The organism is Micromonospora sp. WMMC241, assembly GCF_027460165.1.
In the GTDB taxonomy this organism is placed as follows: domain Bacteria; phylum Actinomycetota; class Actinomycetes; order Mycobacteriales; family Micromonosporaceae; genus Micromonospora; species Micromonospora humi.
Map to the genome: position 1 here is coordinate 390,885 of NZ_JAPZBF010000001.1, position 20,512 is coordinate 411,396.

Below are 20,512 nucleotides of genomic sequence, written 5' to 3' on the forward strand. Positions count from 1 at the left end.
ACCGGGCAGAATGGACAACCCGGCGGGCGGTTCAGTAGACCAGGGCCTGCGCGCCCTCGGCCATCGCCTCCTCGACGAAGACCGCCGCCCCGGCGATCCGGACGCCCGCGAGCACGTCGTCCGGGCCGATCTCCCGGCGGGCCGCGCACTGGGTGCAGGCGGTCACCCGCCCGGTGGTGAGGATCACGTGCAGCAGCTCGCCCAGCGGCGCCGAGTGCGGCAGCTCGAACGACTCCGCCCGGCCGGGCAACGCGAACCAGGTCGACTCGCCGGTCAGCCAGAGCGACACGTCCACCCCGGCAGCGGCCGCGGTGGCGGCGACGGTGAACGCTTGGGCGCAGCGTTCCGGGGCGTCCGCCCCGGCGGTGGCCTTGACGACGAGAGTGCGCGTCATGCCGCCCAGCATAGGATGGCCCGGATGGTTACCGAGATCGGGTTCGTCAGCCTGCTGGTCGCCGGCCTCGGCGCGCTCGCCGGTGGCCTGGTCTATGTCGCGGTCCGGATAGCAAGAGGTAAGTGGTGAGTGCGTGAGTGAGAATCCGCTTCAGCCGCCGTGGCTGAACGCGCCCCCGGTCGAGGAATACCCGTACGAGGAGAGCCACGACCTGCGCGTCGGCCCGAAGTTGCACCCCAGCCTGGACGGGCTGCTGCCGTACATCGGGGTGTGGCGCGGCCGGGGTCGGGGCGGCTTCCCGACGATCGAGGACTTCGACTTCGCCCAGGAGATCCGGATCAGCCATGACGGCCGGCCGTTCCTGCTCTACGAGTCGCGGGCCTGGATCCTCGACGAGCAGAGCCGCCCGGTCCGCCCGGCCGGTCGCGAGGTGGGCTGGTGGCGTCCGGTGCTGGACGGCGAGCGGGTCACCGACGAGATCGAGGCGCTGATGAGCGTGCCGACCGGCGTGATGGAGCTGCACATCGGCAAGCGCAAGGGCACCCAGATCGAGTTCTCCACCGACGCGGTCGTCCGCACCGCGACGGCGAAGGAGGTCACGGCCGGCGCCCGCCTGTTCGGCATCGTCGAGGGCGCCCTGCTCTACGCGCAGGAGATGGCCGCCATGGGACACCCCCTCAGCCCGCACCTCTCCGCCCGCCTGATCCGGGTGGCCGGCTGACCGGATCGGCGCGGCGCGGCGCCCGAACTATGATCGGAGGGTGTCCGAATCCTCCCTCGCGGAACTGCTCCGCTCGCGCGGGCTGCGGCTGACGGCGCAGCGGCAGCTGGTCCTGCGGGCCGTCCTGGAGCTGGGGCACGCCACCCCGGAGCAGGTCCACACGGCGGTCCGTGAGGTCGCGGCCGGGGTCAACATCACCACCATCTACCGCACGCTGGAGCTGCTCGAACGGCTCGGCCTGGTCACCCACACCCACCTCTCGCACGGCTCGCCGACCTACCACGCGGCCGGCGAGCACCAGCACGTGCACCTGGTGTGCCGGGAGTGCGGGGCGATCGACGAGATCTCCCCGGAGATGCTCCGGCCGCTCGCCGACCAGCTGGCCGCGCAGCGCGGCTTCCAGGTCGACATCGGGCACGTGGCGCTCTTCGGGGTCTGCGGTCGGTGCGCACAGAACGGGGAACCCACATGATCGACATCGCCGGCGCGGTGACCACCGACGCCATCGACGAGCAGACCCGGGACCAGCCCGAGGCGGCCCACCGGGCGGCCGGCGTGGCTCCGGTGGCCGCGCACTACGGCGACCCGATGCGCGAACAGCGCGTCCTGGCCACCGGCGTGGGCCTGGTCGACCGCTCGCACCGGGGCGTGGTCGCGGTGCCGGGCGAGGAGCGGATCGGCTGGCTGCACACCCTGACCAGCCAGCACCTGTCCGGCCTGGCCCCGTGGCAGGGCACCGAGTTGCTGGTGCTCTCGCCGAACGGCCACGTCGAGCAGCACGCGTCGGTCGCCGAGGACGGCGAGACCACCTGGCTGGACACCGAGCCGGGGATGACCGCCGGGCTGCTGTCGTACCTGGAGCGGATGCGGTTCTTCAGCAAGGTCGACCCGCGCGACGCCACCGCCGAGCACGCGCTGCTCTCGCTGGTCGGCCCGGAGGCCGCCGGCGCGCTCGCCACGCTGGACGTCACCGAGTTGGCCGCACCCGACCTGGTCGGGGTGCCGGGCCCGAAGTTCCGTTCCGGCGAGGTGCCTGCGCGGCCCTCCGTGCTCTACGACGTCAAGCCGCTGCCGACCGGCGGCTGGGCCCGGCGGGTGGCGCTCGGCGTCGACCTGCTGGTGCCCCGCCCGGCCATGGCCGAGGTGGTGGACCGGCTGCGCGGCGCGGGCGTGGCGGTGGCCGGGCTGTGGGCGTACGAGGCGATCCGGGTGGCCGCCCGCCGGGCCCGGGTCGGCGTGGACACCGACCACCGGACGATCCCCGCCGAGGTGGACCTGATCGCCCCGGCCGTGCACCTGGACAAGGGCTGCTACCGGGGGCAGGAGACGGTGGCCCGGGTGCACAACCTGGGCCGGCCGCCGCGCCGGCTCGCGCTGCTGCACCTGGACGGCGTCGCGAGCGACCAGCCGCCGGCCGCCGGCACGCCGGTGACGCTGGACGGCCGGACCGTCGGGTTCGTCGGCACCGCGGTGCACCACTACGAGCTGGGTCAGATCGCGCTCGCCGTCATCAAGCGCAACACTCCCGACGACGCGCGCCTGATGGTCGGCGAGAGCGCCGCCGCCATCGATGTGTAAGGAGGGGCCCCTTCTTAACGCCTCCGGTAGAGGAAGGGCCCCCGCTCAACACCCGTCGAGGTGGCGCTGGCTGGCGGTCTAGGATCCGGGGCATGACGACAGGGACGTTGATCACGGTTGCCCCCACCGGCGCGGAGTCGGCCAAGGCGGAGGTGCCGGCGCTGCCGGTGACGCTCGACGAGCTGCTGCTGACCGCCAAGGAGTGCGAGGCGCTCGGCGCGGCCGTGGTCCACGTCCACATCCGCGACGACGAGGCGCGGCCCACGCTCGACCAGGGCCGGCTGCGGGAGACCGTGACGGCGCTGCGGGAGAGCACCGACCTGATCGTTCAGCTCTCCTCCGGCGGCGCGGTGACCGACCCGGAGGCACACCGGCTGGCCGTCGTCGACGCCGCGCCGGACATGGCCTCCTGCACCATGGGCACTGTCAACTTCGGCGACGACGTGTTCCTCAACCGCTGGGAGTTCATCGTCGACCTGCACACCCGGATGCAGGAGCGGGGCGTCGTCCCCGAGTACGAGATCTTCGAGCTGGGCCACCTCACCGCGTTGCAGCGGCTGCTCGGCAAGTACGGGCTGCCGCACGGCGGGCACGTGCACGTCGACTTCGTGATGGGCGTGCCGGGCGGCATGCCGGGCACCACGGCCACCCTGGTCGCCGCCCACCAGATGCTGCGGGACCTGCCGGAGGGCACCACGTTCTCGGCCACCGGCATCGGGCGCAGCACCATCCCGGTGATGCTGGCCTCGCTGTCGGCCGGCGGTCACCTGCGGGTCGGCATGGAGGACACGGTCACCTACGCCAAGGGCCGCCCGGTGGAGTCCAACATGCAGCTCGTCGCGCGGGCGGTCGGCTTCGCCCAGCTCGCCCAGCGCCCGCCGCTGACCACCGCGGAGGCCCGCGCGCTGCTCGGCGTGTAAGCGGCGCACGCGCCCGTACCCCTGTACGGCCGGGGTCGACGTCGCAGGTCACCCCGCTGCGGACCCGCGGCGTCCCGTCGGTACCGTCCATCTCGTGGGAAAGACGTACGAGGGCGGCGTGCCGCTCATCGAGGTGGTGCGGTCCGGGTTCGTGGAGGGCGTCCACCGGGGTTCCGTGGTGGTGCTCGACGCCGTCGGCTCGCCGGTGGTCGGGGCGGGTGACGTCGTCTCGCCGATCTTTCCCCGCTCGTCGAACAAGCCGATGCAGGCGATCGGCATGCTGCGGGCCGGGCTGCCGCTGACCGACCCGGCCGACGTGGCGCTGGTCGCCGCGAGCCACGCGGGCGAGGAGTTCCACGTCGAGCGGGTGGTCGCGTTGCTCCGGGGTGCCGGGCTGGGCGAGGACGCGCTGCACTGCCCGGCGGACCTGCCGTTCGGCGAGGCGGCCCGGGAGGCGGTGCTGCGGGCCGGCGGTGGACCGTCACGGGTGTTGATGAACTGCTCGGGCAAGCACGCCGGCATGCTGCTCACCTGTCTGGCCGCCGGCTGGCCGCTGGACGGCTACTGGCGGCCGGAGCATCCGCTCCAGCAGCGGCTGACCGCGACCGTCGAGGAGTTCACCGGCGAGCGGGCGGCGGCGATCGGGGTGGACGGCTGCGGCGCGCCGGTGCACGCCGTCTCGTTGACCGGGCTGGCGCGCGCCTTCCTGCGGCTGGTCACCGCCGAGCCGGGCACCGCCGAGCGGACCGTGGCGGACGCGATGCGGGCGTACCCGGAGATGGTCGGCGGCACCCTGGCCGACGACACCCGGCTGATGCGCGGCGTACCCGGGCTCCTGGCCAAGATCGGCGCGGAGGGTGTGATGGCCGCGGCGGTCCCGGACGTCGGCGCGGTCGCCTTGAAGATCGACGACGGCGCGACCCGCGCCCGGATGCCGGTCCTGACCTCCGCCCTGTCCCGCCTCGACGTGCGCGCCCCCATCCTCACCGAGTACGCCGAACTGCCGCTCCTCGGCGGCGGCCTCCCGGTCGGGGCGGTCCGCCCCCTCTGGTGACCGCACCGACGAGGGGGGCGGGGGTCAGGGGAGGAAGTCGAGCAGGGCCGCGTTCACCTCGGTGGGGCGCTCCAGGGGGAGCAGGTGGGCGGCGTGGGGGATGTCGGGGAGACGTCGGCCCTGCGGCGCCTCGGCGGCGATGCGGTCGGCCAGGCGGCGGATGTCGGGCAGGTCGTCGGCGCCGGCGGCGGTGAGCACCGGCATCCGCAGCTCGTGCAGCCGGTCGATCGCCGGCGGGTCCAACTCGCCCACCTCGATCGCGCTCAGCGCCTGCTCGGCGGCGAGCGCCCGGCGGTCCATCTCCTCGGCGAACCGGATCAGCTCCGGGTCGACGTCCGAGGGCTGCCGGGTCGGCCCGACCACCCAGAAGCGCACCTCGCCGGCGGCGGTGGCCGCGAAGTCCTCCGGGTCCACGTCGCCGACCAGTTCCTCCCAGAGCTGCTCGGTCTCCTCGGACCACTCGTTCCCGGAGACCGGGGCGCCGAACAGCGCCAGCGCGCTCACCCGATCCGGGTGCGCCAGCGCGGTGTCGACCGCGACCCGCCCGCCGAACGAGCAGCCGACCAGCGCGGCCCGCTCGACGCCGAGCGCGTCGAGCAGCCCGAGCACGTCGTCGTGGTGGGTGAACGGAGTGGTCGGCAGCTCCGAGTCGCCGTAGCCGCGTAGATCCGGGACGATCACCCGGTGCCGGGCGGCGAGCGCCGGCACCTGCGCGTGCCACATCCGGCGGTCCGCGATGCCGGCGTGCAACAGCACCACGGCGCTGCCGTCGCCGGCCTCGTCGTATGCGAGCGAGGCGCCGTTGATCTCGATCTTGGTCACGGTGGAACGGTACGGAACCGAACACCGGGCCCGCAACCGGCTTGTGGTGACGTCGCTAACTCTGGCTAGCACTTTGCTTGCAGCAGCTAGCAGGCCGCGTTACGGTGGAGTCATGGCCACCAGCAAGGACCTTCCCGATGTCGGCGGGTTCATTCGCGACCTGCGGCGCAACGCGAAGATCTCGCTGCGTCAGCTCGCCGAGCAGGCGGGCGTCAGCAATCCCTACCTGAGCCAGATCGAACGCGGGCTGCGCAAGCCGAGCGCCGAGGTGCTCCAACAGCTCGCCAGCGCGCTGCGCGTCTCCACCCCGGCCATGTACCTGCGGGCCGGGCTGCTGGACGACAAGGAGGGCCAGGGCGTGCTCGCGGCCATCGCGGTCGACAGCGAGCTGACCATGGCCCAGAAGCAGTCGCTCACCCAGATCTACGAGACGTTCCGCCGCGAGAACGCGCGCCTCGCCGAGGCGACCGGCGCCGCCACCCCGGCCGAGCAGGCCGGGCCGGCCCCGGCGGAGCCCACCGGGCCGAGCGCGGCGCCCGAGGCCCCGGCCACCGTCGCGCCGGCCGCGACCGGCCCCGTGACGCCCGACGGCACCCCGACCGAGGCGGTCCTCGAGTCGGTCGCCGTCACCGAGGCGGGCACCGCGCCCGCACCGACCACCGCCGCCCGTGAACGCACGACCGCCCACCGGGCGGCCCGGAAGGCCGCCGGTGCGGCCGAAGAGGAGCAGTCATGACCCAGCCGAAGACCAACCGCATCCCCGCCCCCCTCTACGCCGCCGCCGGCGCCGGCGAGCTGGCCCTGGAGCAGCTCCGCAAGCTGCCCACCGTGGTCAGCGGTCTCGGCACCCGCGTCGTCACCGACCTCGGCGGCAAGGCCGTCGGCACCGGCTTCGAGCTGCGCCAGAAGGCCACCGACACGCTGCGGACGACCGACCTCGACCAGCTCCGCCAGGCGGCCAACCTGGACAGGCTCCGCGAGACCGCCACCCGCAACGCCGCCGCCGTGGTGTCCGGCGCCTACGCCGCGCAGGAGCGCGCCCTGGCCGCGTACGCCGAGCTGGTCGCCCGCGGTGAGCGGGTCGTCGGCGCCGGCGTGCTGGAGGCCGCCGACACGGTGAACGCCGACATCGAGGCGACCGAGGAGACCCTCCCGGCGCCGGCCGCGGTGGCCCCGAAGACCGAGGCGCCCAGCCCGGTCGAGGTGGCCGAGGCCGTGGCCGCCAAGCCGGCCGCCGTGAAGCGCACCCGGGCCACCAAGGCGACCGCCACCAAGGCCGCCGCCACGCCGTCGGCCAAGCTGCCGAAGACCACGAAGCGGACCCGCCCGGCCGCCGAGTGACCCGACTCTCCACCGAGACCCCGGACAGCGTCCTGTCGGACGTTTCCGGGGTCTCGGCATAAGCTTGCCGACATGGCCTACGCCGCGCCGATCTTCGCGTTCGAAGTACGCTCCGTGATCCAGCTGATCCTGCTCGTCTTCGCCCTGGTCATCCAGGGCGTGGCCCTGGTGCACGCGGTCACCCAGCGCGGCGACGGGTTCGCCGCGATCGGCACCCTCCCCAAGGGGGGCTGGGTCGCCATCCTGGCGGTCTGCATGCTGTTGACCCTGCTCGGCTTCGGCCCGATCAGCCTGTTCGGACTCGTCGGCATCGCCGCCGGTCTCATCTACCTGCTCGACGTGCGACCCGGCCTGCGGGACCTGCACGACGGCCGAGGGTCCTGGTGAGAGGTTTCCGCTGGCCACCGCCGCCGGACGGCGGTCCCCGCACCTGGGGGCCCGGTCCCGGCGGGCCGCGGACCGGCCGGCCGGCGCTGCCCGAGCCGGAGACGGAGCTGGTCGCCACCCCGCACGGCGTGAGCCTGGAACGCCTGGTCACCGGCGTCGGTGATCCGGTCACCGTGTTCGCGCACGGGCTCGGCAACGGCATCGCCACCACCCGGCCGTTCGGCAGCGGCGTCACCGGCCGCCGCGTCTTCTTCCAGTTCCGCGGGCACGGCCGCTCCGACTCCCCGCCCGGCCCGTGGACCTACCTCGACCTCGCCCGTGACCTGCGCGCGGTCGCCGACCTGGGCGGCGCCACCCGGGCGTTCGGCGCCAGCCTCGGCGCGGGCGCGCTCTGCCGGCTGCTGGCCGAGAGCCCGGAACGCTTCGAGAAGCTCGTCTTCTTCCTGCCCGCCGTGCTGGACACGCCGCGCGGCGAGGTGGCCCGGGCCCGCCTCACCGGTCTGCTCGACGCGGTGGCCGACGGCGACGCGCACGCGCTCGCCGAGGCGGTGTCGCTGGAACTGCCGCCGTCGGTCCGCAACACCCCGGCCGGGTGGGCCTACCTGCGGCAGCGGCTCGACCAACTGCTGCGCGACGGGCTCGCGCCCGGCCTGGCCGGCCTGCCCGAGCAGGCCGCCCTGGACGACGCCGCCGCGCTCGCCGCGGTCACCGCGCCGGTCCTGGTGATCGCCTGCGCCGACGACGACCTGCATCCGGTCGCGGTCGCCGAGCGGCTTGCGGCCGCGCTGCCGGCGGCCACCCTGCACGTGTACGACAGGCCCGGTGTCCTCTGGACCGAACGCGCCGACCTGCGGGAGCGCGTCTCGTCGTTCCTGAACGGGTAACGTCGCTGCGCATGGGCGTCACACACCACGGCCGTACGCACCGCCTCGACCTCGCCGACCCCACGCTGCGGGAGTGGACGTGCCGGGTGCTGGCGGCCGATCCCGAACAGGGCATCGTGCTGGACCGGTCCGCGTTCTACCCGGGCGGCGGCGGGCAGCCGCCGGACCACGGCGTGCTGCTCTGGCAGGGCGTGCAGACCCGGATCGCGGGCACCCGCAAGGCCGACGACCTCTGGTTGATCCCGGTCGACGGCGACCCGCTGCCGCCGGTCGGCACCGAGGTCACCGGCGCGGTCGAGGACGCCCGGCGGACCATGCTGATGCGGACCCACTCCGGGCTGCACGTGCTCTGCGGCGTGGTCTTCCGGGACTTCGGGGCGCTGGTTACCGGCGGCAACATGGAACCCGGCGAGGCCCGGATGGACTTCAACCTCCCCGAGGTGCCGCCGGACTTCAAGGCCCGCATCGAGGAGTTGGTCAACGCCGAGGTGGCCGCCGACCGCTCGGTGGCCGTCCGGGTGCTGCCGCGCGCCGAGGCGCTGGCCCTGCCGGACATCATCCGCACCCAGTCCAACCTGATCCCGCCGAGCGAGCAGGAGGTGCGGATCGTCGACATCGTCGGGTTGGACGTGCAGGCCGACGGCGGCACCCACGTCGCGTCCACCGCCCAGATCGGCAAGGTCCAGGTGGTCAAGGTGGAGAGCAAGGGACGGGCCAACCGCCGGGTACGGGTCCGGCTCGCGGACTGACTCAGCGGGGCAGGTACGCCGCCCGGACGTCGAGCAGCCAGCGTTCCACGGTCTCCTCGTCCGGGCGCTCGGGCAGCGGCGAGCGGGTCCTGGCGAACTCCGCCTCGGCGGTCGCCACCAGCGCCTGCGCCTCGTCCAGCGCGCCGGCGGCCACCCGCTCGCCGAACGCGCGGAACCACTCCGGGTCGGCCAGCCGGATCTCCAGCACCCCGGTCGCGTAGAGCACCCGCCCCTGGTGCAGCAGCCGGGCCAGGTGCCGGGCGTGCTTGGCCGAGCGCCGCGCGCCGCCGGTGTCCGGCGGCGCGCCGGCGAGCCTGCGGAACTGCTGTGCGGCGTACCCGAGGTAGGCGTCGCGGACCCGGGGCGCGCTGAGGAACGCCGAGCGGATGCCGATCAGCCGCTCGCCGAACGCGGTGCGCGTCTCGTAGCAGTCGTCCGGCAGCCACATCAGCTCGGTGGCGGTCGGGTTGCCGCTCAGCGCCAGGAGCGCGAACTTTCGCGCCTCGTGCAGCGTGACGTCCGGGTCGGTGGTGACCACCGACTCCCGGGGCGGGCGCAGGCCGTGGAACGCGACGGTGGGCGCGGCGAAGACGCCGAGCCGGTCGGTGTCCGAGCCCGGGCCGGCCAGGCCGTACGCGACCGAGCCGACGACGCCGGAGAGCAGCAGGTGCATGCCGTCATGATCGCGGATCCAACCGCGCCGGGAAACCGGACTTCGGCTGTCAGGTATCGGTGACACGGTGAACCCATGAACTCACCACTGACCGGAACTGTCGCCCTCGTCGCGGGCGCGACCCGCGGCGCCGGCCGGCAGATCGCCGTCCAGCTCGGCGCCGCCGGCGCCACCGTCTACGCCACCGGCCGCACCACCCGGGACCGCCGCTCGGAGATGAACCGGCCGGAAACCATCGAGGAGACCGCCGAGCTGATCACCGCCGCAGGCGGCACCGGCATCGCGGTCGCCGTCGACCACCTCGACCCCGCGCAGGTACGCGCGCTGGTCGAGCGGATCGACGCCGAGCAGGGCCGGCTCGACGTGCTGGTCAACGACATCTGGGGCGCCGACCCGCTGATCACCTGGGAGAAGCCGGTCTGGGAGCAGCCGCTCGACGCCGGCTTCCACACGCTGCGGCTGGCCGTCGACACCCACATCATCACCAGCCACTTCGCGATCCCACTGCTGATCCGCAGGCCGGGCGGCCTGGTCGTCGAGATCGGCGACGGCACCAAGGCGTACAACGACGCGACCTACCGGCTGTCCGTCTTCTACGACCTGGCGAAGGTGTCGGTGAACCGGCTCGGCTTCACCCAGGCGCACGAGCTGGCCCCGCACGGCGGCACGGCGGTCGCGCTCACGCCCGGCTGGCTGCGCTCCGAGTCGATGCTGGAGCACTTCGGCGTCACGGAGGCCAACTGGCGCGACGGCGCGAAGACCGATCCGCACTTCGTCATGTCCGAGACGCCGGCGTTCGTCGGGCGGGCGGTGGCCGCGCTGGCCGCCGACCCGGACCGGCACCGCTGGAACGGCCAGTCGCTGGATGCCGGCAGCCTCGCCCAGGAGTACGGCTTCACCGACCTCGACGGCACCCGCCCACACTTCCTCCGCTACCACGAGGAAGTGATCAAGCCGGGCAAGCCGGCCGACGACAGCGGCTACCGCTGACCGGTGTCCTCCGGCGGGTCGGCGTGCTCGCGCGGCTCGGCGTGCTCGCCCGGGTCGGCGTAGAGCGCCGCCGCGCGGCGGGCCGCCTCGCCGAAGCGCGCCCGCAGCTCCGGCGGCGCCAGCACCTCCACCTCGGGGCCGAGCGCCAGCAGTTGGCCGTACGCCACGTCGACCGACTCGACGGGCAGCCGGAGCACCAGCCGGCCCTGCCCGTCGGGCCGGCCGGCGGCGGCGACCGCCTCGGCGTAGACGAACGGCGCGTCCACCAGGTGCCGCAATAGCCGCAGGCCGACCGGGCCGAGCCGCACGGTGACCCGCTCCCTCAGCAGCTCGCGCAGGAACGCGCCGGCCTGCTCCCGCCAGTACGCCCCGAGGTCGAAGCGCTCGTCCCGGTCGAACCCGTCCGCGCCCTCCTCGACGCCGACCACCCGGTCCACCCGGTACGTCCGCCACGCCACGCCGACCCGGCCGACCAGATACCAGACCCCGTTCTTCAGCACCAGCCCGTACGGCGCGAGCGTGCGGGTCACCTCCCGGTCGCCGCGCCGGTAGCGCAGCTCGACCATCCGGTCCCGCCACACCGCCCCGGCCAGCTCGGTGAGCAGGGGCGGCGGCGCGGACTCCCGGAACCAGCCGGGCACGTCCAGGTGGAACCGCTGGCCGGTGCGCGCCGGCGCGTCCCGCAGGCTCGGCGGCAGCGCGGCCAGCACCTTCAGCTCGGCGGCGGCCACCGCGTCGGCCAGCCCCATGTCGCCGGCCGGTCCCGGCAGCCCGGCCAGGAACAGCGCCTCGGCCTCGTCGCGGCTCAGCCCGGTCAACCGGGTCCGGTAGCCGCCGAGCAGGCGGTAGCCGCCGGCGCGACCCCGGTCGGCGTAGACCGGCACACCGGCGGCGGAGAGCGCCAGCACGTCCCGGTAGACGGTGCGTTCGGAGACCTCCAGCTCGCGGGCCAGCTCGGCCGCCGTCATCGTCTCCCGGGACTGGAGCAACAGCACCAACGAGATCAGCCGCGACGCACGCACCCCCCCATTGTGGGTGTAAGGAAGGGCCCCCTCTTAACGCATACGGATTGGAGGGGGCCCCTCCTCACACCCGGGCGGCGTGCGCGGGCCCACTAGGCTGTGCCGTCGTGAACGCCTCCCGTACCGTCGCGCCCGTCACCGGCGCGGTCGGCCGCTTCCTCGGCGGCGCCGGCCTGCTGCTGCGCGGCTTCGGCATGTACGTCCGCAGCCCGAAACTGATGCTGCTCGGCGTGGTGCCGGCGCTGATCTCCGGCGTGCTCTATCTGGCGCTGTTCGCCACGCTGATCTACTTCGTGGACGACCTGGCCGCCTGGCTCACCCCGTTCGCCGACGACTGGTCGACGACCGCGCGCGGTCTGCTGCGGGTCGCCGCCGGGCTGGCCGTCGTCGGGGTGGCCGCGCTGGTCGGGGTGCTCACCTTCACCGCCGTGACGCTCGCCGTCGGCGACCCGTTCTACGAGGCCATCTCCGAGCGGGTCGAGGACCGCCTCGGCGGCACCCCGGGCAAGGTGGACGTGCCGTTCTGGGCGTCGCTGCGGCGCAGCATCGCCGACTCGTTGCGCCTCGTGGCCATCTCCGCGCTGATCGGCGTACCCCTCTTCGCTGCCGGTTTCATCCCGGTGGTGGGCCAGACGGTGGTGCCGGTGGTCGGCGCCCTGGTGGGTGGCTGGTTCCTGGCCCTGGAGCTGGTCGGCGCGCCGTTCTACCGGCGGGGGATGCGGCTGCCCGACCGGCGGTCGCGGCTGCGGGCCGACCGGCCGACCGCGCTCGGCTTCGGCGTGGCGGTCTTCCTGTGCTTCCTGATCCCGCTCGGCGCGGTGCTGGTCATGCCGGCCGCCGTCGCCGGGGCCGCCCTGCTGGCCCGCCGGTCGCTGGGCCAGCACGTCGAGGAGCGATGAGATGGACACCGTGCTGATCGAGGGCGACATCACCGCCCAGCAGGTCGACGCGATCGTCAACGCGGCGAACTCGTCGCTGCTCGGCGGCGGGGGAGTGGACGGCGCGATCCACCGCCGGGGCGGGCCGGCGATCCTGGCGGAGTGCCAGGCGCTGCGCGCCTCCCGCTACGGGCGGGGGCTGCCGACCGGGCAGGCGGTCGCCACCACGGCCGGCGACCTGCCGGCGCGCTGGGTGGTGCACACCGTCGGGCCGGTCTTCTCGCCCCGCGAGGACCGGTCCGCGCTGCTGCGCGACTGCTACGCCAACAGCCTGCGGGTCGCCGACGAGCTGGGCGCGCTCCGGATCGCGTTCCCGCTGATCTCGGCCGGGATCTACGGCTGGCCGGTCGAGGACGCGGTCGCGCAGGCGCTGGCCGTGCTGCACGCCGCCACCCCGACGCACCTGGTCGAGGCCCGGCTGGTGCTGTTCGGCGCCGACACGTACGCGACCGCGGTGCGGGTCGCCGCCGGGCGGCTCAGCTGAGCGTGCGCCGGCACGACCACTGGCTGTCCACCGGCCGGTAGCCGAGGGCCGCGTTGATCGCCAGCATCGGCGCGTTCGCCTCGTCGTTCGAGGTGTACGCGGTGCGTACCCCGCGCGCCGCGGCGGCGTGCAGCGCGGCCTGCTTGGTCAGCCGGCCCAACCCCCGCCCCCGGTACGCGGACAGCGTGCCGGTGAAGTCCGACCACATCCGGTCGCCGTCCCGCTTCACCAGGCTCAGCGAGACCAGTTCGCCGTCGATCTCGGCGACGGTGCTGGCGTCCCGGTCCAGCCCCAGGTTCTCCCAGCACTCGTGCAGCCAGAGGTCGTAGCCGAGGGCGTCGGTCGGCACGTCACCCGGCTCGTCCCGGGCCGACTCGGAGTCCACCCGGTGGACCCGGCGCGGGTCGAGCCCGGCGATCGGCAGCAGCCGTACGCCCGGCGGCGGCTCCGGCATCGGCGGGGCCGGGTCCAGGTCGAGCGCGGAGTAGCGCAGCTCGCGGCTGGGCGTGAAGCCGTGCCGCTGCGCGAACGGCAGCGACTCGGTGCGGGCGTGGGTGAGCACCCGCGTGGACCCGAGCGCCCGTACGTGCGCGAGAGCGTGGTCGAACAGCGCGGTGCCGATGCCCCGGCGGCGGTGCTCCGGGTGGACGTGCAGGGTGGCGATCTCACCCACCCCGGGCGTCGAGGTCTGCGTGTTGCGGTACGCCGACACCCAGCCGACCACCTGCCCGTCCGCCTCGGCGACCCAGGCCGCCCAGTCCTCGCCGGGCGGCGGCTCGGCGATCATGCGGCGGGTCGACGGGACGCCCCGGACCAGGTAGGGAAAGACCAGCGCGCGCAGCGCCACCACGGCGGGCGCGTCGTCGGCACGGGCGGGACGGATCTCGGCTTCGCTCATCGGCGCGACCCTAGTCACTTCGTTGCGTGCCGCGCGAGCGGTTAACAAGGGGCCCCGCCTATGCGGAATGCGTTAACCGGGGGCCCCGCCTTACGCCGAATCGCGGAGGACGAGCTCCGTGGGGAGCATCAGGGCCTGCTCGACGTGCTCGCCGGCGGTGATCCGCAGAAGTTGGCGGGTCATCGCCCGGCCCAGTTCCACTATCGGCTGCCGCACGGTGGTCAGCGGCGGCTCGGTGTAGGCGGCCGTCTCGATGTCGTCGAACCCGATCACCGCGACATCGTCGGGCACCCGCCGCCCGGCCTCGCGCAGCGCCCGCAGGGCGGCGTGCGCCATCAGGTCGGAGGCGGCGAACACGGCGTCCAGCTCCGGGTCGGCGGCGAGCAGCTCGCGGATCGCGGCGGTGCCTGATTCCCGGGTGAAGTCGCCGTACGCGACCAGTTCCGGCAGCCCGGCGCCGGTGAGCGCGGTGCGGTAGCCGATCAGCCGCTCGATGCCGGCCACCATGTCCTGCGGCCCGGCGATGGTGGCGATGCGGCGCCGCCCGGCGGCGATCAGGTGCTCCACCGCCGTGGTCACGCCGCCGGTGTGGTCGACGTCGACGTAGGGCACCTCGGCGCCGTCGAGCGGCCGGCCGCTGCACACCACCGGGATGCCGAGCCGGGCCAGCCGGCCTGGGAGCGGGTCCTCGCCGTGCAGCGAGGCGAAGAGCACGCCGTCGACGTGCCGCCCGGTGGTGTACCGCTCGACCCGTTCGTGCCCGGCCGGGGAGCCGGCCAGCATCAGCACGAGCTGCTTGTCGGCCGCCTCCAGTTCCTGGGCGGCGCCGCGGATGATGCCGGGGAACACCTGGTCGTCGGAGAAGACCCGGGTGGCCGCCTCGGGCAGGACCAGCGCGACCGAGTCGGTGCGCTGGGTGACCAGGCTGCGGGCGGCGAGGTTCGGGACGTACCCGAGTTCCTCGACCGCCCGGCGGACCGCCTGCTGGATCGACTCGGCGACCGTGGTCGAGCCGTTGACCACCCGGGAGACCGTGGCCCGGGAGACGCCGGCCCGTCGGGCCACCGCCTCCAGGGTCGGTCGATGTGCCGTCGTCATCCCCGTAACCACCACCTCGTCACAGCCCGTTCCGGGCGATCACCTCCTGGTACCAGCGGGCGCTCTGCTTGGGTGTGCGCCGCTGGGTCAGGTAGTCGACGTGGACGATCCCGAACCGCTTCCGGTATCCCTCGGCCCATTCGAAGTTGTCCAGCAACGACCATACGAGATAACCGCGTAGGTCGACCCCGCGGGCGATGGCCTCGTGCGCGGCGCGCAGGTGGCCGTCGAGGTAGGCGGTCCGGTCGGCGTCGGCCACCCGGCCCGCGGAGTCCCGGCCGGCGTCCGGGAAGGCGCCGCCGTTCTCGGTGATGAACAACGGCAGGCCGGGGTGGTCGGCGGCCACCCGTTCCAGCAGCCGGGTCAGCCCGGCCGGCTCGATCGTCCAGCCCATGTCGGTGACCGGCTCGGTGGCCGGCAGGAACTCGACCGCGCCCTCGGTGCCCGGGTAGGCGCTGCTGCCCGCGCCGCCCGCCCGCCCGGCGACGTAGGTGGGCGAGTAGTAGTTCAGCCCGAGCAGGTCCAGCGGCGCGGCGATGACCTTCTCGTCGCCGTCCCGGACGAAGTCGGTCGCCACCATCCGCTCGACGTGCGCCAGCACGTCCGCCGGATAGCCGGCGCCGGTCAGCGGGTCCAGGAAGATCCGGTTGTGCAGGCCGTCGACCAGCCGCACCGCCTCGGCGTCCGCGGCGCTGCCGGCGTCCGCCGGCTGCACGTCGGCCAGGTTGAGCGTGATCCCCAGCGTCTCCGCGCCGGCCGCGCGCAGCGCCCGCGCCGCGAGGCCGTGGCCGAGCAGCAGATGGTGTACGGCCCGGAACGCGTCAGCGGCGTCGCGCCGGCCGGGCGCGTGCACCCCGTTGCCGTAGCCGAGGTAGGCCGAGCACCACGGCTCGTTGAGCGTGGTCCAGGTGCGCACCCGGTCGCCGAGGCGGCGGTGCACCGCGACCGCGTAGTCGGCGAAGTGTTCGGCGGTCTCCCGGACGGTCCAGCCGCCCCGGTCCTCCAGCGCCTGCGGCAGGTCCCAGTGGTAGAGCGTGACGATCGGGTCGATGCCGTGCTCCAGCAGCGCGTCGGTCAGCCGGTCGTAGAAGTCCAGCCCGCGCGGCTCGACCGGGCCGGTGCCGTCCGGACGGATCCGGGGCCAGGCCACCGAGAACCGGTACGCCCGCAGCCCCAGCTCGGCCATCAGCGCGACGTCCTCGGCGTACCGGTGGTAGTGGTCGCAGGCGACGTCGCCGCTGTGGCCCTGGAACACCGCCCCCGGCGTACGGCTGAAGGTGTCCCAGACCGACGGGCCGCGGCCGTCCTCGCGGGCGGCGCCCTCGATCTGGTACGCGGCGGTGGCCGCCCCCCAGACGAAGCCCTCGGGGAAACGGAGATCCGTCATGCCTTCACCGCACCTTCCATGATCCCGCCGATGATCTGGCGGCCGAACAGGACGAACACCAGCAGCAGCGGCAGCGTGGCGATGGCCGTTCCGGTGAACACCTGGGACATGTCCTGGTAGTACCCGTCGGAGAGGGCCCGCAGCGAGAGCTGCACGGTCGGGTTCTCCGGGTCGTTGAGCACCGCGTACGGCCAGAGGAAGTCGTTCCAGGTGGTCATGAACGTGAGCAGGCCGAGCACCGCCGCGGCGGGGCGCAGCGCGGGCAGCACCACGTTCCAGTAGATCCGGGCGGTGTTGCAGCCGTCCATCCGGGCCGCCTCGATCAGCTCGGTGCTGACCGCCTGGCCGGCGTACTGGCGCATCATGAACACGCCGAAGCCGGTGACCAGTGCCGGCACGATCACGGCGGGCAGCCTGTCGTTCCAGTTCAGCTTCGTCATCAGCAGGTAGAGCGGGATGACGCCGAGCTGGGTGGGGACCATCATGGTGGCGACGATCGCCAGCAGCAGCCCGTTGCGGCCGCGGAAGCGCAGTTTGGCGAACGCGAACCCGGCGAGGGTGGAGAAGAAGACCACCGAGAACGTCACGGTGACGGCCACGATCGTCGAGTTGATCAGGCCGGTGAGGAAGTAGGCGTCGGTGTTGTCGAACAGCCGGGCGATGTTGGCGCCCAGGTTGCCGCCGGGGGTGAGCGGCGGCGGGACCTGTCCCATGGCGTCGCTGGTGCGGCTGGCCACCACGAACATCCAGTAGATCGGGAAGACCGACAGCAGCGCGGAGATGGCCAGGGCCAGGTAGGTGAGCCGGCTGGCGGACCAGACGCGGGTCATCGGGAGACCTCCTTGCGGGAGCCGCCGCCGAGCCGGCGCAGGAACAGGACGTTTATCGCCGCGACGATCGCGATCAGCGCGAAGAGCAGCCAGGCGATGGCCGAGCCGTAGCCGAAGTTGTAGTGCGGCGCGAACGCGTTCTCGAACATGTACATGGTCACCGTCTGCGACTCGCGCAGCGGCCCGCCCCGGATCGCGTTGGTGCCGGAGTTGAACATCCGCGGCTCGGTGAAGAGCTGGAGGCCGCCGATGGTGGAGATGATCACCGCGAAGATGATCGTCGGCTTGAGCAGTGGGACGGTGATGGACCAGAACTGCCGGGCCCGTCCGGCGCCGTCGATCGACGCCGACTCGTACAGGTCGCGGGGGATGGCCTGCATGGCGGCCAGGAAGATCAGCGCGTTGTAGCCGGTCCACCGCCAGTCGACCATGGTGGAGATGGCCGTCCAGGCGGCGAACCTGTTCGCCTTCCAGTCGATCGCGCTCACCCCGACGTGGTCGAGCAGCCAGTTGATCATGCCGAAGTCGCGGCCGAACAGTACCGCGAACACGATCGCCACCGCGGCGGTCGAGGTGACGTTCGGGACCAGCACGGCCATCCGCCAGGTGGTGCGGGCGCGGAGCTGGCGGTTGAGCAGGTTGGCGAGCCAGAGCGCGGCCAGCAGCTGCGGGATCGTGGAGATGACGAAGATGCCGAGCGTGTTGACCACGGAGTGCCAGAAGTCCGGGTCGGCGAGCAGTTGGCTGTAGTTGTCGAGGCCGATGAACGGGTGCTCGGCGCCGAGCAGGTCCCAGTCGTGCAGCGAGACCCAGAACGTGTACGCCAGTGGGTAGGCCCCGAAGACGCCGAAGAGCAGGAAGAACGGGGCGATGTAGAGGTAGGGCGAGTATTTCGTGTCGAACCGGCTGAGCCGGGCGCCCCGCACGGGGCGGCTGTGCCGGGGGGCCGGTGCGACCGGCGGGCGGGCGTCGAGCTGGACGGCCATGCCTGAGAACTCCTTTCCGCCGTGCGGGCGGCACCCGTCGCCGGGCCCGCCCGCACGCGCTGCTCGGGTTACTTGGCGGCGGCCTTCTCAGCGTTGGACACCGCGTCGGTCCAGCCCTGCTGCGGGGAGCGCTTGCCCAGCTCCACGGTGCGCACGGCGTTCTCCACCTCGGTGCGGACGGCCTGGTTCTTCGGGCCCATGTAGACCGGCTTCAGGTTCTTGGCTCCCTCGGCGAAGATCTTGCCGACCGGGGCCTCGGAGAAGTAGGCGTTCTTGGAGTCGACGATCGCCGGGTCGGCCAGCGCCTGCGGGGACGAGGGCAGCGGGCCCTTGAGCTTGAACGCGCCGATCTGGCCCTTGGCGCTGGTCAGGAACTTGGCCAGCTCGATCGCCTCGGCCTGGTGCTTGCTCTGCTTCGGCACGGCGAGGAAGGAACCGCCCCAGTTTCCGCCGTCGCCGGGGATCTGGGCGATGTCCCACTTGCCCTTGGCGCCGGGGCCGGCGTTGCCCTCGATCACTCCGGTCATCCAGGCCGGGCAGGCGATGGTCGCGAACTTCGACTGCTTGAACGCGGAGACCCACTCCTCGGACCAGGAGCCGTACTTGCCGGAGAGGCCGGAGTCGATGATGTCCATCGTGGTGTCGTACGCCTGTTTCACCGCCGGGTTGCTGCCCACGACCAGGTTGTTGTCGGTGTCGTAGTAGCTGTAGCCGCTGGTGTTGCCGGCGGTCTGGAGCAGGATGGTGTTGAACGTGTTGGTCGCGGCGTCCAGGAACGCGGCGCCGGTCTTCTTCGCGGTGAACTGCTCGCCGACCTTGACGTAGTCGGTCCAGGTGGGCCAGAGCTTGGACACCGCCTCCCGGTCGGTGGGCAGGCCGGCCTTGGCGAACAGGTCCTTGCGGTAGCACATCGCCATGCCGCCGACGTCGGTGCCGAGGCCGATGAGCTGCTTGCCGTCGGCGGTGAGTCCCTGGTTCCACTTCCAGTCGAGGAAGTTGCCCTTGAGGTCGGCCGCGCCGTGGTCGAGCAGGTTGACGAAGTTCTGCGGGTTGGCCTTGTACTCGACCAGCAGCCCTTCCTCGATGGCGACCACGTCGCCGGCGCCCTTGCCGGCGGCGAGCCACTGGGTGAGCTTCGGCGAGTACTCGTCGAGGTTGCTGCCGGTGCCGCGCTCGACGATCTTCACGCCGGGGTGGCTGGCCATGTACTCCTGGTAGAGATCCGCGTAACCGAACTGGCCGAAGACGTCGACGGTGAGCGTGACCGGCCCGTCGGCGGCGGCCTCGTCGTCGCCGCCGCCGCAGCCGGTGGTGCCGAGCAGTGCGGTGGCGGCGACCAGGGCCGCCGCCGCGAGTCGACGGCGCGTGAAGGTGAGCATGCTGTCCTGACCTCTCGGGGTCGTAACGGGTGGTGGAAGGCGGTTCCGGTACTTAGAGAGCGCTCTCTCGACAGCCTGGTGGTTGGCCCGGGACCGTGTCAAGAGAGCGCTCTCATGGCGTCCGAAAAAAGCGGAGAGGGGCGATCAACGCCCCTCTCCGCCCGGTATCGGGTGCTGTGTCAGCCCACCCGCAGCCCGTTCAGCAGGCTCCGGTCGCCAGCCACCCCCAACGCGTCGAAGCTGATCCGGCCCATCAACGCCAGCAGCAGGTCGCTGGCCGTGCCGGTCACCTGCGCCCGGGCCCGGTGGTCGTCGTGGTCCAGGATCGTCGCGGTGTCCAGCAACGCCACCCCCTCGCCGCGCAGCCGCAGATACCACTCCTGGGCGGCGTCGGTCGCGGTCAACTGGACGACCCCGTGCCACGGGCCGGAGTTGACCCGCCGGCCCGCGGGCAGCCAGGTGTCCAGCACCTCGCTCACCCCGTCGGCCGCGAGCTTGGACTCGATCGGGTCGCCCGCGCCGATGGCGAGCTGGGCGTCCCAGCGGTGCACCGCGGTCTCGTGCGCCACCCGGCGCGGCCAGAAACCGGCCTTCTTCGGCTGCGGGGCGAAGTTCCAGGCCGGCGTCTCCGGGTCCAGGCCGTCCAGGAGCGCGGTGAGCCGCTCGTACTCCTGCGCGTACCACTGGGCCGGGGTGAGACCGGCCGGCGGCTCCGGGTCGTGCCGCTCCGGGCGGGTGGTGGCGCCGGCGGTCAGCACCGTGCCCACCCAGACGTAGGTCCGGGTCAGGTGATGGGCCAGATCGGTGACCGTCCAGCCGGGACAGGACAGCACCGGTGTCTCCGGAGGCGCCTCCGTCACGGCCGCGGCGAACGCCGGACCCTCCGTCCGCAACGCGCCGATCCAGAAGTCCTTCGTGTGGTGCAGTCTGCTCATCGCCATCCTCCCGGGGGTGACCGGGCCACCAGTGGGTGCCGC

The 20,512-nt window shown here is 73.2% G+C and carries 25 protein-coding genes; 14 read left to right on the forward strand and 11 right to left on the reverse strand.

What is annotated here, in order from left to right:
- Positions 1 to 31: 31 nt before the first annotated feature.
- Positions 32 to 406, reverse strand: a complete 375-nt coding sequence (locus O7598_RS01910; RefSeq protein WP_269689739.1) for a DsrE family protein — start codon at positions 404 to 406, stop codon at positions 32 to 34.
- A 12-nt stretch (positions 407 to 418) separates the two neighbouring features.
- Here O7598_RS01910 and mtfM point away from each other — a divergent pair, with 12 nt between their 5' ends.
- The 6 genes from mtfM (at position 419) to O7598_RS01940 (ending at position 4,667) form a co-directional block, all read left to right on the forward strand.
- Positions 419 to 523, forward strand: a complete 105-nt coding sequence (mtfM, locus tag O7598_RS01915) for a small membrane protein MtfM (protein ID WP_013288813.1) — start codon at positions 419 to 421, stop codon at positions 521 to 523.
- Positions 524 to 527: 4 nt separating this feature from the next.
- Positions 528 to 1,115, forward strand: coding sequence for an FABP family protein (locus O7598_RS01920; RefSeq protein WP_091069737.1), 588 nt, complete (start codon positions 528 to 530; stop codon positions 1,113 to 1,115).
- 40 nt (positions 1,116 to 1,155) lie between these two features.
- Complete coding sequence (locus O7598_RS01925; RefSeq protein WP_091069735.1) at positions 1,156 to 1,587, forward strand: Fur family transcriptional regulator; 432 nt, start codon at positions 1,156 to 1,158, stop codon at positions 1,585 to 1,587.
- Complete coding sequence (ygfZ, locus tag O7598_RS01930) at positions 1,584 to 2,693, forward strand: CAF17-like 4Fe-4S cluster assembly/insertion protein YgfZ (RefSeq protein WP_269689740.1); 1,110 nt, start codon at positions 1,584 to 1,586, stop codon at positions 2,691 to 2,693. Before O7598_RS01925 ends, ygfZ begins: the two co-directional genes overlap by 4 nt.
- 92 nt (positions 2,694 to 2,785) lie before the next feature.
- On the forward strand, positions 2,786 to 3,613 hold the full coding sequence (locus O7598_RS01935; protein WP_269689741.1) for a 3-keto-5-aminohexanoate cleavage protein: 828 nt from the start codon (positions 2,786 to 2,788) through the stop codon (positions 3,611 to 3,613).
- 94 nt (positions 3,614 to 3,707) lie between these two features.
- The gene (locus tag O7598_RS01940; RefSeq protein ID WP_269689742.1) at positions 3,708 to 4,667 is read left to right on the forward strand and encodes an asparaginase; all 960 of its coding nucleotides are present in this window, start codon (positions 3,708 to 3,710) and stop codon (positions 4,665 to 4,667) included.
- 24 nt (positions 4,668 to 4,691) lie between these two features.
- On the opposite strand, the gene O7598_RS01945 is transcribed toward O7598_RS01940, so the two are convergent.
- A complete protein-coding gene (locus O7598_RS01945) occupies positions 4,692 to 5,489 on the reverse strand; it encodes an alpha/beta fold hydrolase (protein WP_269689743.1) in 798 nt (265 codons plus the stop codon).
- Positions 5,490 to 5,601: 112 nt separating this feature from the next.
- Between O7598_RS01945 and O7598_RS01950 the strand changes: the two genes are divergently transcribed.
- From O7598_RS01950 to O7598_RS01970, 5 genes are all read left to right on the forward strand, one after another.
- Complete coding sequence (locus O7598_RS01950) at positions 5,602 to 6,225, forward strand: helix-turn-helix domain-containing protein (protein WP_269689744.1); 624 nt, start codon at positions 5,602 to 5,604, stop codon at positions 6,223 to 6,225.
- Positions 6,222 to 6,830, forward strand: coding sequence for a hypothetical protein (locus O7598_RS01955; protein WP_269689745.1), 609 nt, complete (start codon positions 6,222 to 6,224; stop codon positions 6,828 to 6,830). The genes O7598_RS01950 and O7598_RS01955 overlap by 4 nt, the downstream gene beginning before the upstream one ends.
- A gap of 72 nt (positions 6,831 to 6,902) precedes the next feature.
- Positions 6,903 to 7,217 carry a DUF2516 family protein gene (locus O7598_RS01960; protein WP_091069718.1) on the forward strand — a complete coding sequence of 105 codons (315 nt, stop codon included), beginning with the start codon at positions 6,903 to 6,905 and terminating at the stop codon, positions 7,215 to 7,217.
- Complete coding sequence (locus O7598_RS01965) at positions 7,214 to 8,101, forward strand: alpha/beta fold hydrolase (protein ID WP_269689746.1); 888 nt, start codon at positions 7,214 to 7,216, stop codon at positions 8,099 to 8,101. Before O7598_RS01960 ends, O7598_RS01965 begins: the two co-directional genes overlap by 4 nt.
- 11 nt (positions 8,102 to 8,112) lie before the next feature.
- The gene (locus O7598_RS01970) at positions 8,113 to 8,850 is read left to right on the forward strand and encodes an alanyl-tRNA editing protein (RefSeq protein WP_269689747.1); all 738 of its coding nucleotides are present in this window, start codon (positions 8,113 to 8,115) and stop codon (positions 8,848 to 8,850) included.
- 1 nt (position 8,851) lies between these two features.
- Here O7598_RS01970 and O7598_RS01975 read toward each other — a convergent pair whose 3' ends face one another.
- The gene (locus tag O7598_RS01975; RefSeq protein ID WP_269689748.1) at positions 8,852 to 9,523 is read right to left on the reverse strand and encodes a nucleotidyltransferase domain-containing protein; all 672 of its coding nucleotides are present in this window, start codon (positions 9,521 to 9,523) and stop codon (positions 8,852 to 8,854) included.
- 75 nt (positions 9,524 to 9,598) lie between these two features.
- Between O7598_RS01975 and O7598_RS01980 the strand changes: the two genes are divergently transcribed.
- Positions 9,599 to 10,513, forward strand: a complete 915-nt coding sequence (locus tag O7598_RS01980) for an SDR family oxidoreductase (protein WP_269689749.1) — start codon at positions 9,599 to 9,601, stop codon at positions 10,511 to 10,513.
- On the opposite strand, the gene O7598_RS01985 is transcribed toward O7598_RS01980, so the two are convergent.
- Complete coding sequence (locus tag O7598_RS01985) at positions 10,504 to 11,535, reverse strand: helix-turn-helix transcriptional regulator (RefSeq protein WP_269689750.1); 1,032 nt, start codon at positions 11,533 to 11,535, stop codon at positions 10,504 to 10,506. The two genes, O7598_RS01980 and O7598_RS01985, sit on opposite strands and share 10 nt — an antisense overlap.
- Positions 11,536 to 11,642: 107 nt before the next feature.
- Here O7598_RS01985 and O7598_RS01990 point away from each other — a divergent pair, with 107 nt between their 5' ends.
- Positions 11,643 to 12,434: an EI24 domain-containing protein gene (locus O7598_RS01990; RefSeq protein ID WP_269689751.1), complete on the forward strand. Its 792-nt coding sequence runs from the start codon at positions 11,643 to 11,645 to the stop codon at positions 12,432 to 12,434.
- 1 nt (position 12,435) lies between these two features.
- A complete protein-coding gene (locus O7598_RS01995; RefSeq protein WP_269689752.1) occupies positions 12,436 to 12,957 on the forward strand; it encodes an O-acetyl-ADP-ribose deacetylase in 522 nt (173 codons plus the stop codon).
- On the opposite strand, the gene O7598_RS02000 is transcribed toward O7598_RS01995, so the two are convergent.
- The 7 genes from O7598_RS02000 to O7598_RS02030 form a co-directional block, all read right to left on the reverse strand.
- Positions 12,950 to 13,855, reverse strand: a complete 906-nt coding sequence (locus O7598_RS02000) for a GNAT family N-acetyltransferase (protein ID WP_269689753.1) — start codon at positions 13,853 to 13,855, stop codon at positions 12,950 to 12,952. The two genes, O7598_RS01995 and O7598_RS02000, sit on opposite strands and share 8 nt — an antisense overlap.
- A 90-nt stretch (positions 13,856 to 13,945) precedes the next feature.
- Entirely contained in the window at positions 13,946 to 14,953 is a 1,008-nt protein-coding gene (locus O7598_RS02005; RefSeq protein ID WP_269689754.1) for a LacI family DNA-binding transcriptional regulator, read from the reverse strand.
- Between the two features lie 19 nt (positions 14,954 to 14,972).
- On the reverse strand, positions 14,973 to 16,340 hold the full coding sequence (locus O7598_RS02010; protein WP_269689755.1) for a GH1 family beta-glucosidase: 1,368 nt from the start codon (positions 16,338 to 16,340) through the stop codon (positions 14,973 to 14,975).
- Positions 16,337 to 17,170: a carbohydrate ABC transporter permease gene (locus tag O7598_RS02015; RefSeq protein ID WP_269689756.1), complete on the reverse strand. Its 834-nt coding sequence runs from the start codon at positions 17,168 to 17,170 to the stop codon at positions 16,337 to 16,339. The genes O7598_RS02010 and O7598_RS02015 overlap by 4 nt, the downstream gene beginning before the upstream one ends.
- Entirely contained in the window at positions 17,167 to 18,156 is a 990-nt protein-coding gene (locus tag O7598_RS02020) for a carbohydrate ABC transporter permease (protein ID WP_269689757.1), read from the reverse strand. Before O7598_RS02020 ends, O7598_RS02015 begins: the two co-directional genes overlap by 4 nt.
- Before the next feature lie 68 nt (positions 18,157 to 18,224).
- Positions 18,225 to 19,535, reverse strand: a complete 1,311-nt coding sequence (locus O7598_RS02025; protein ID WP_269689758.1) for an ABC transporter substrate-binding protein — start codon at positions 19,533 to 19,535, stop codon at positions 18,225 to 18,227.
- A gap of 179 nt (positions 19,536 to 19,714) precedes the next feature.
- Entirely contained in the window at positions 19,715 to 20,470 is a 756-nt protein-coding gene (locus O7598_RS02030) for a maleylpyruvate isomerase family mycothiol-dependent enzyme (RefSeq protein WP_269689759.1), read from the reverse strand.
- Between the last annotated feature and the right edge of the window lie 42 nt (positions 20,471 to 20,512).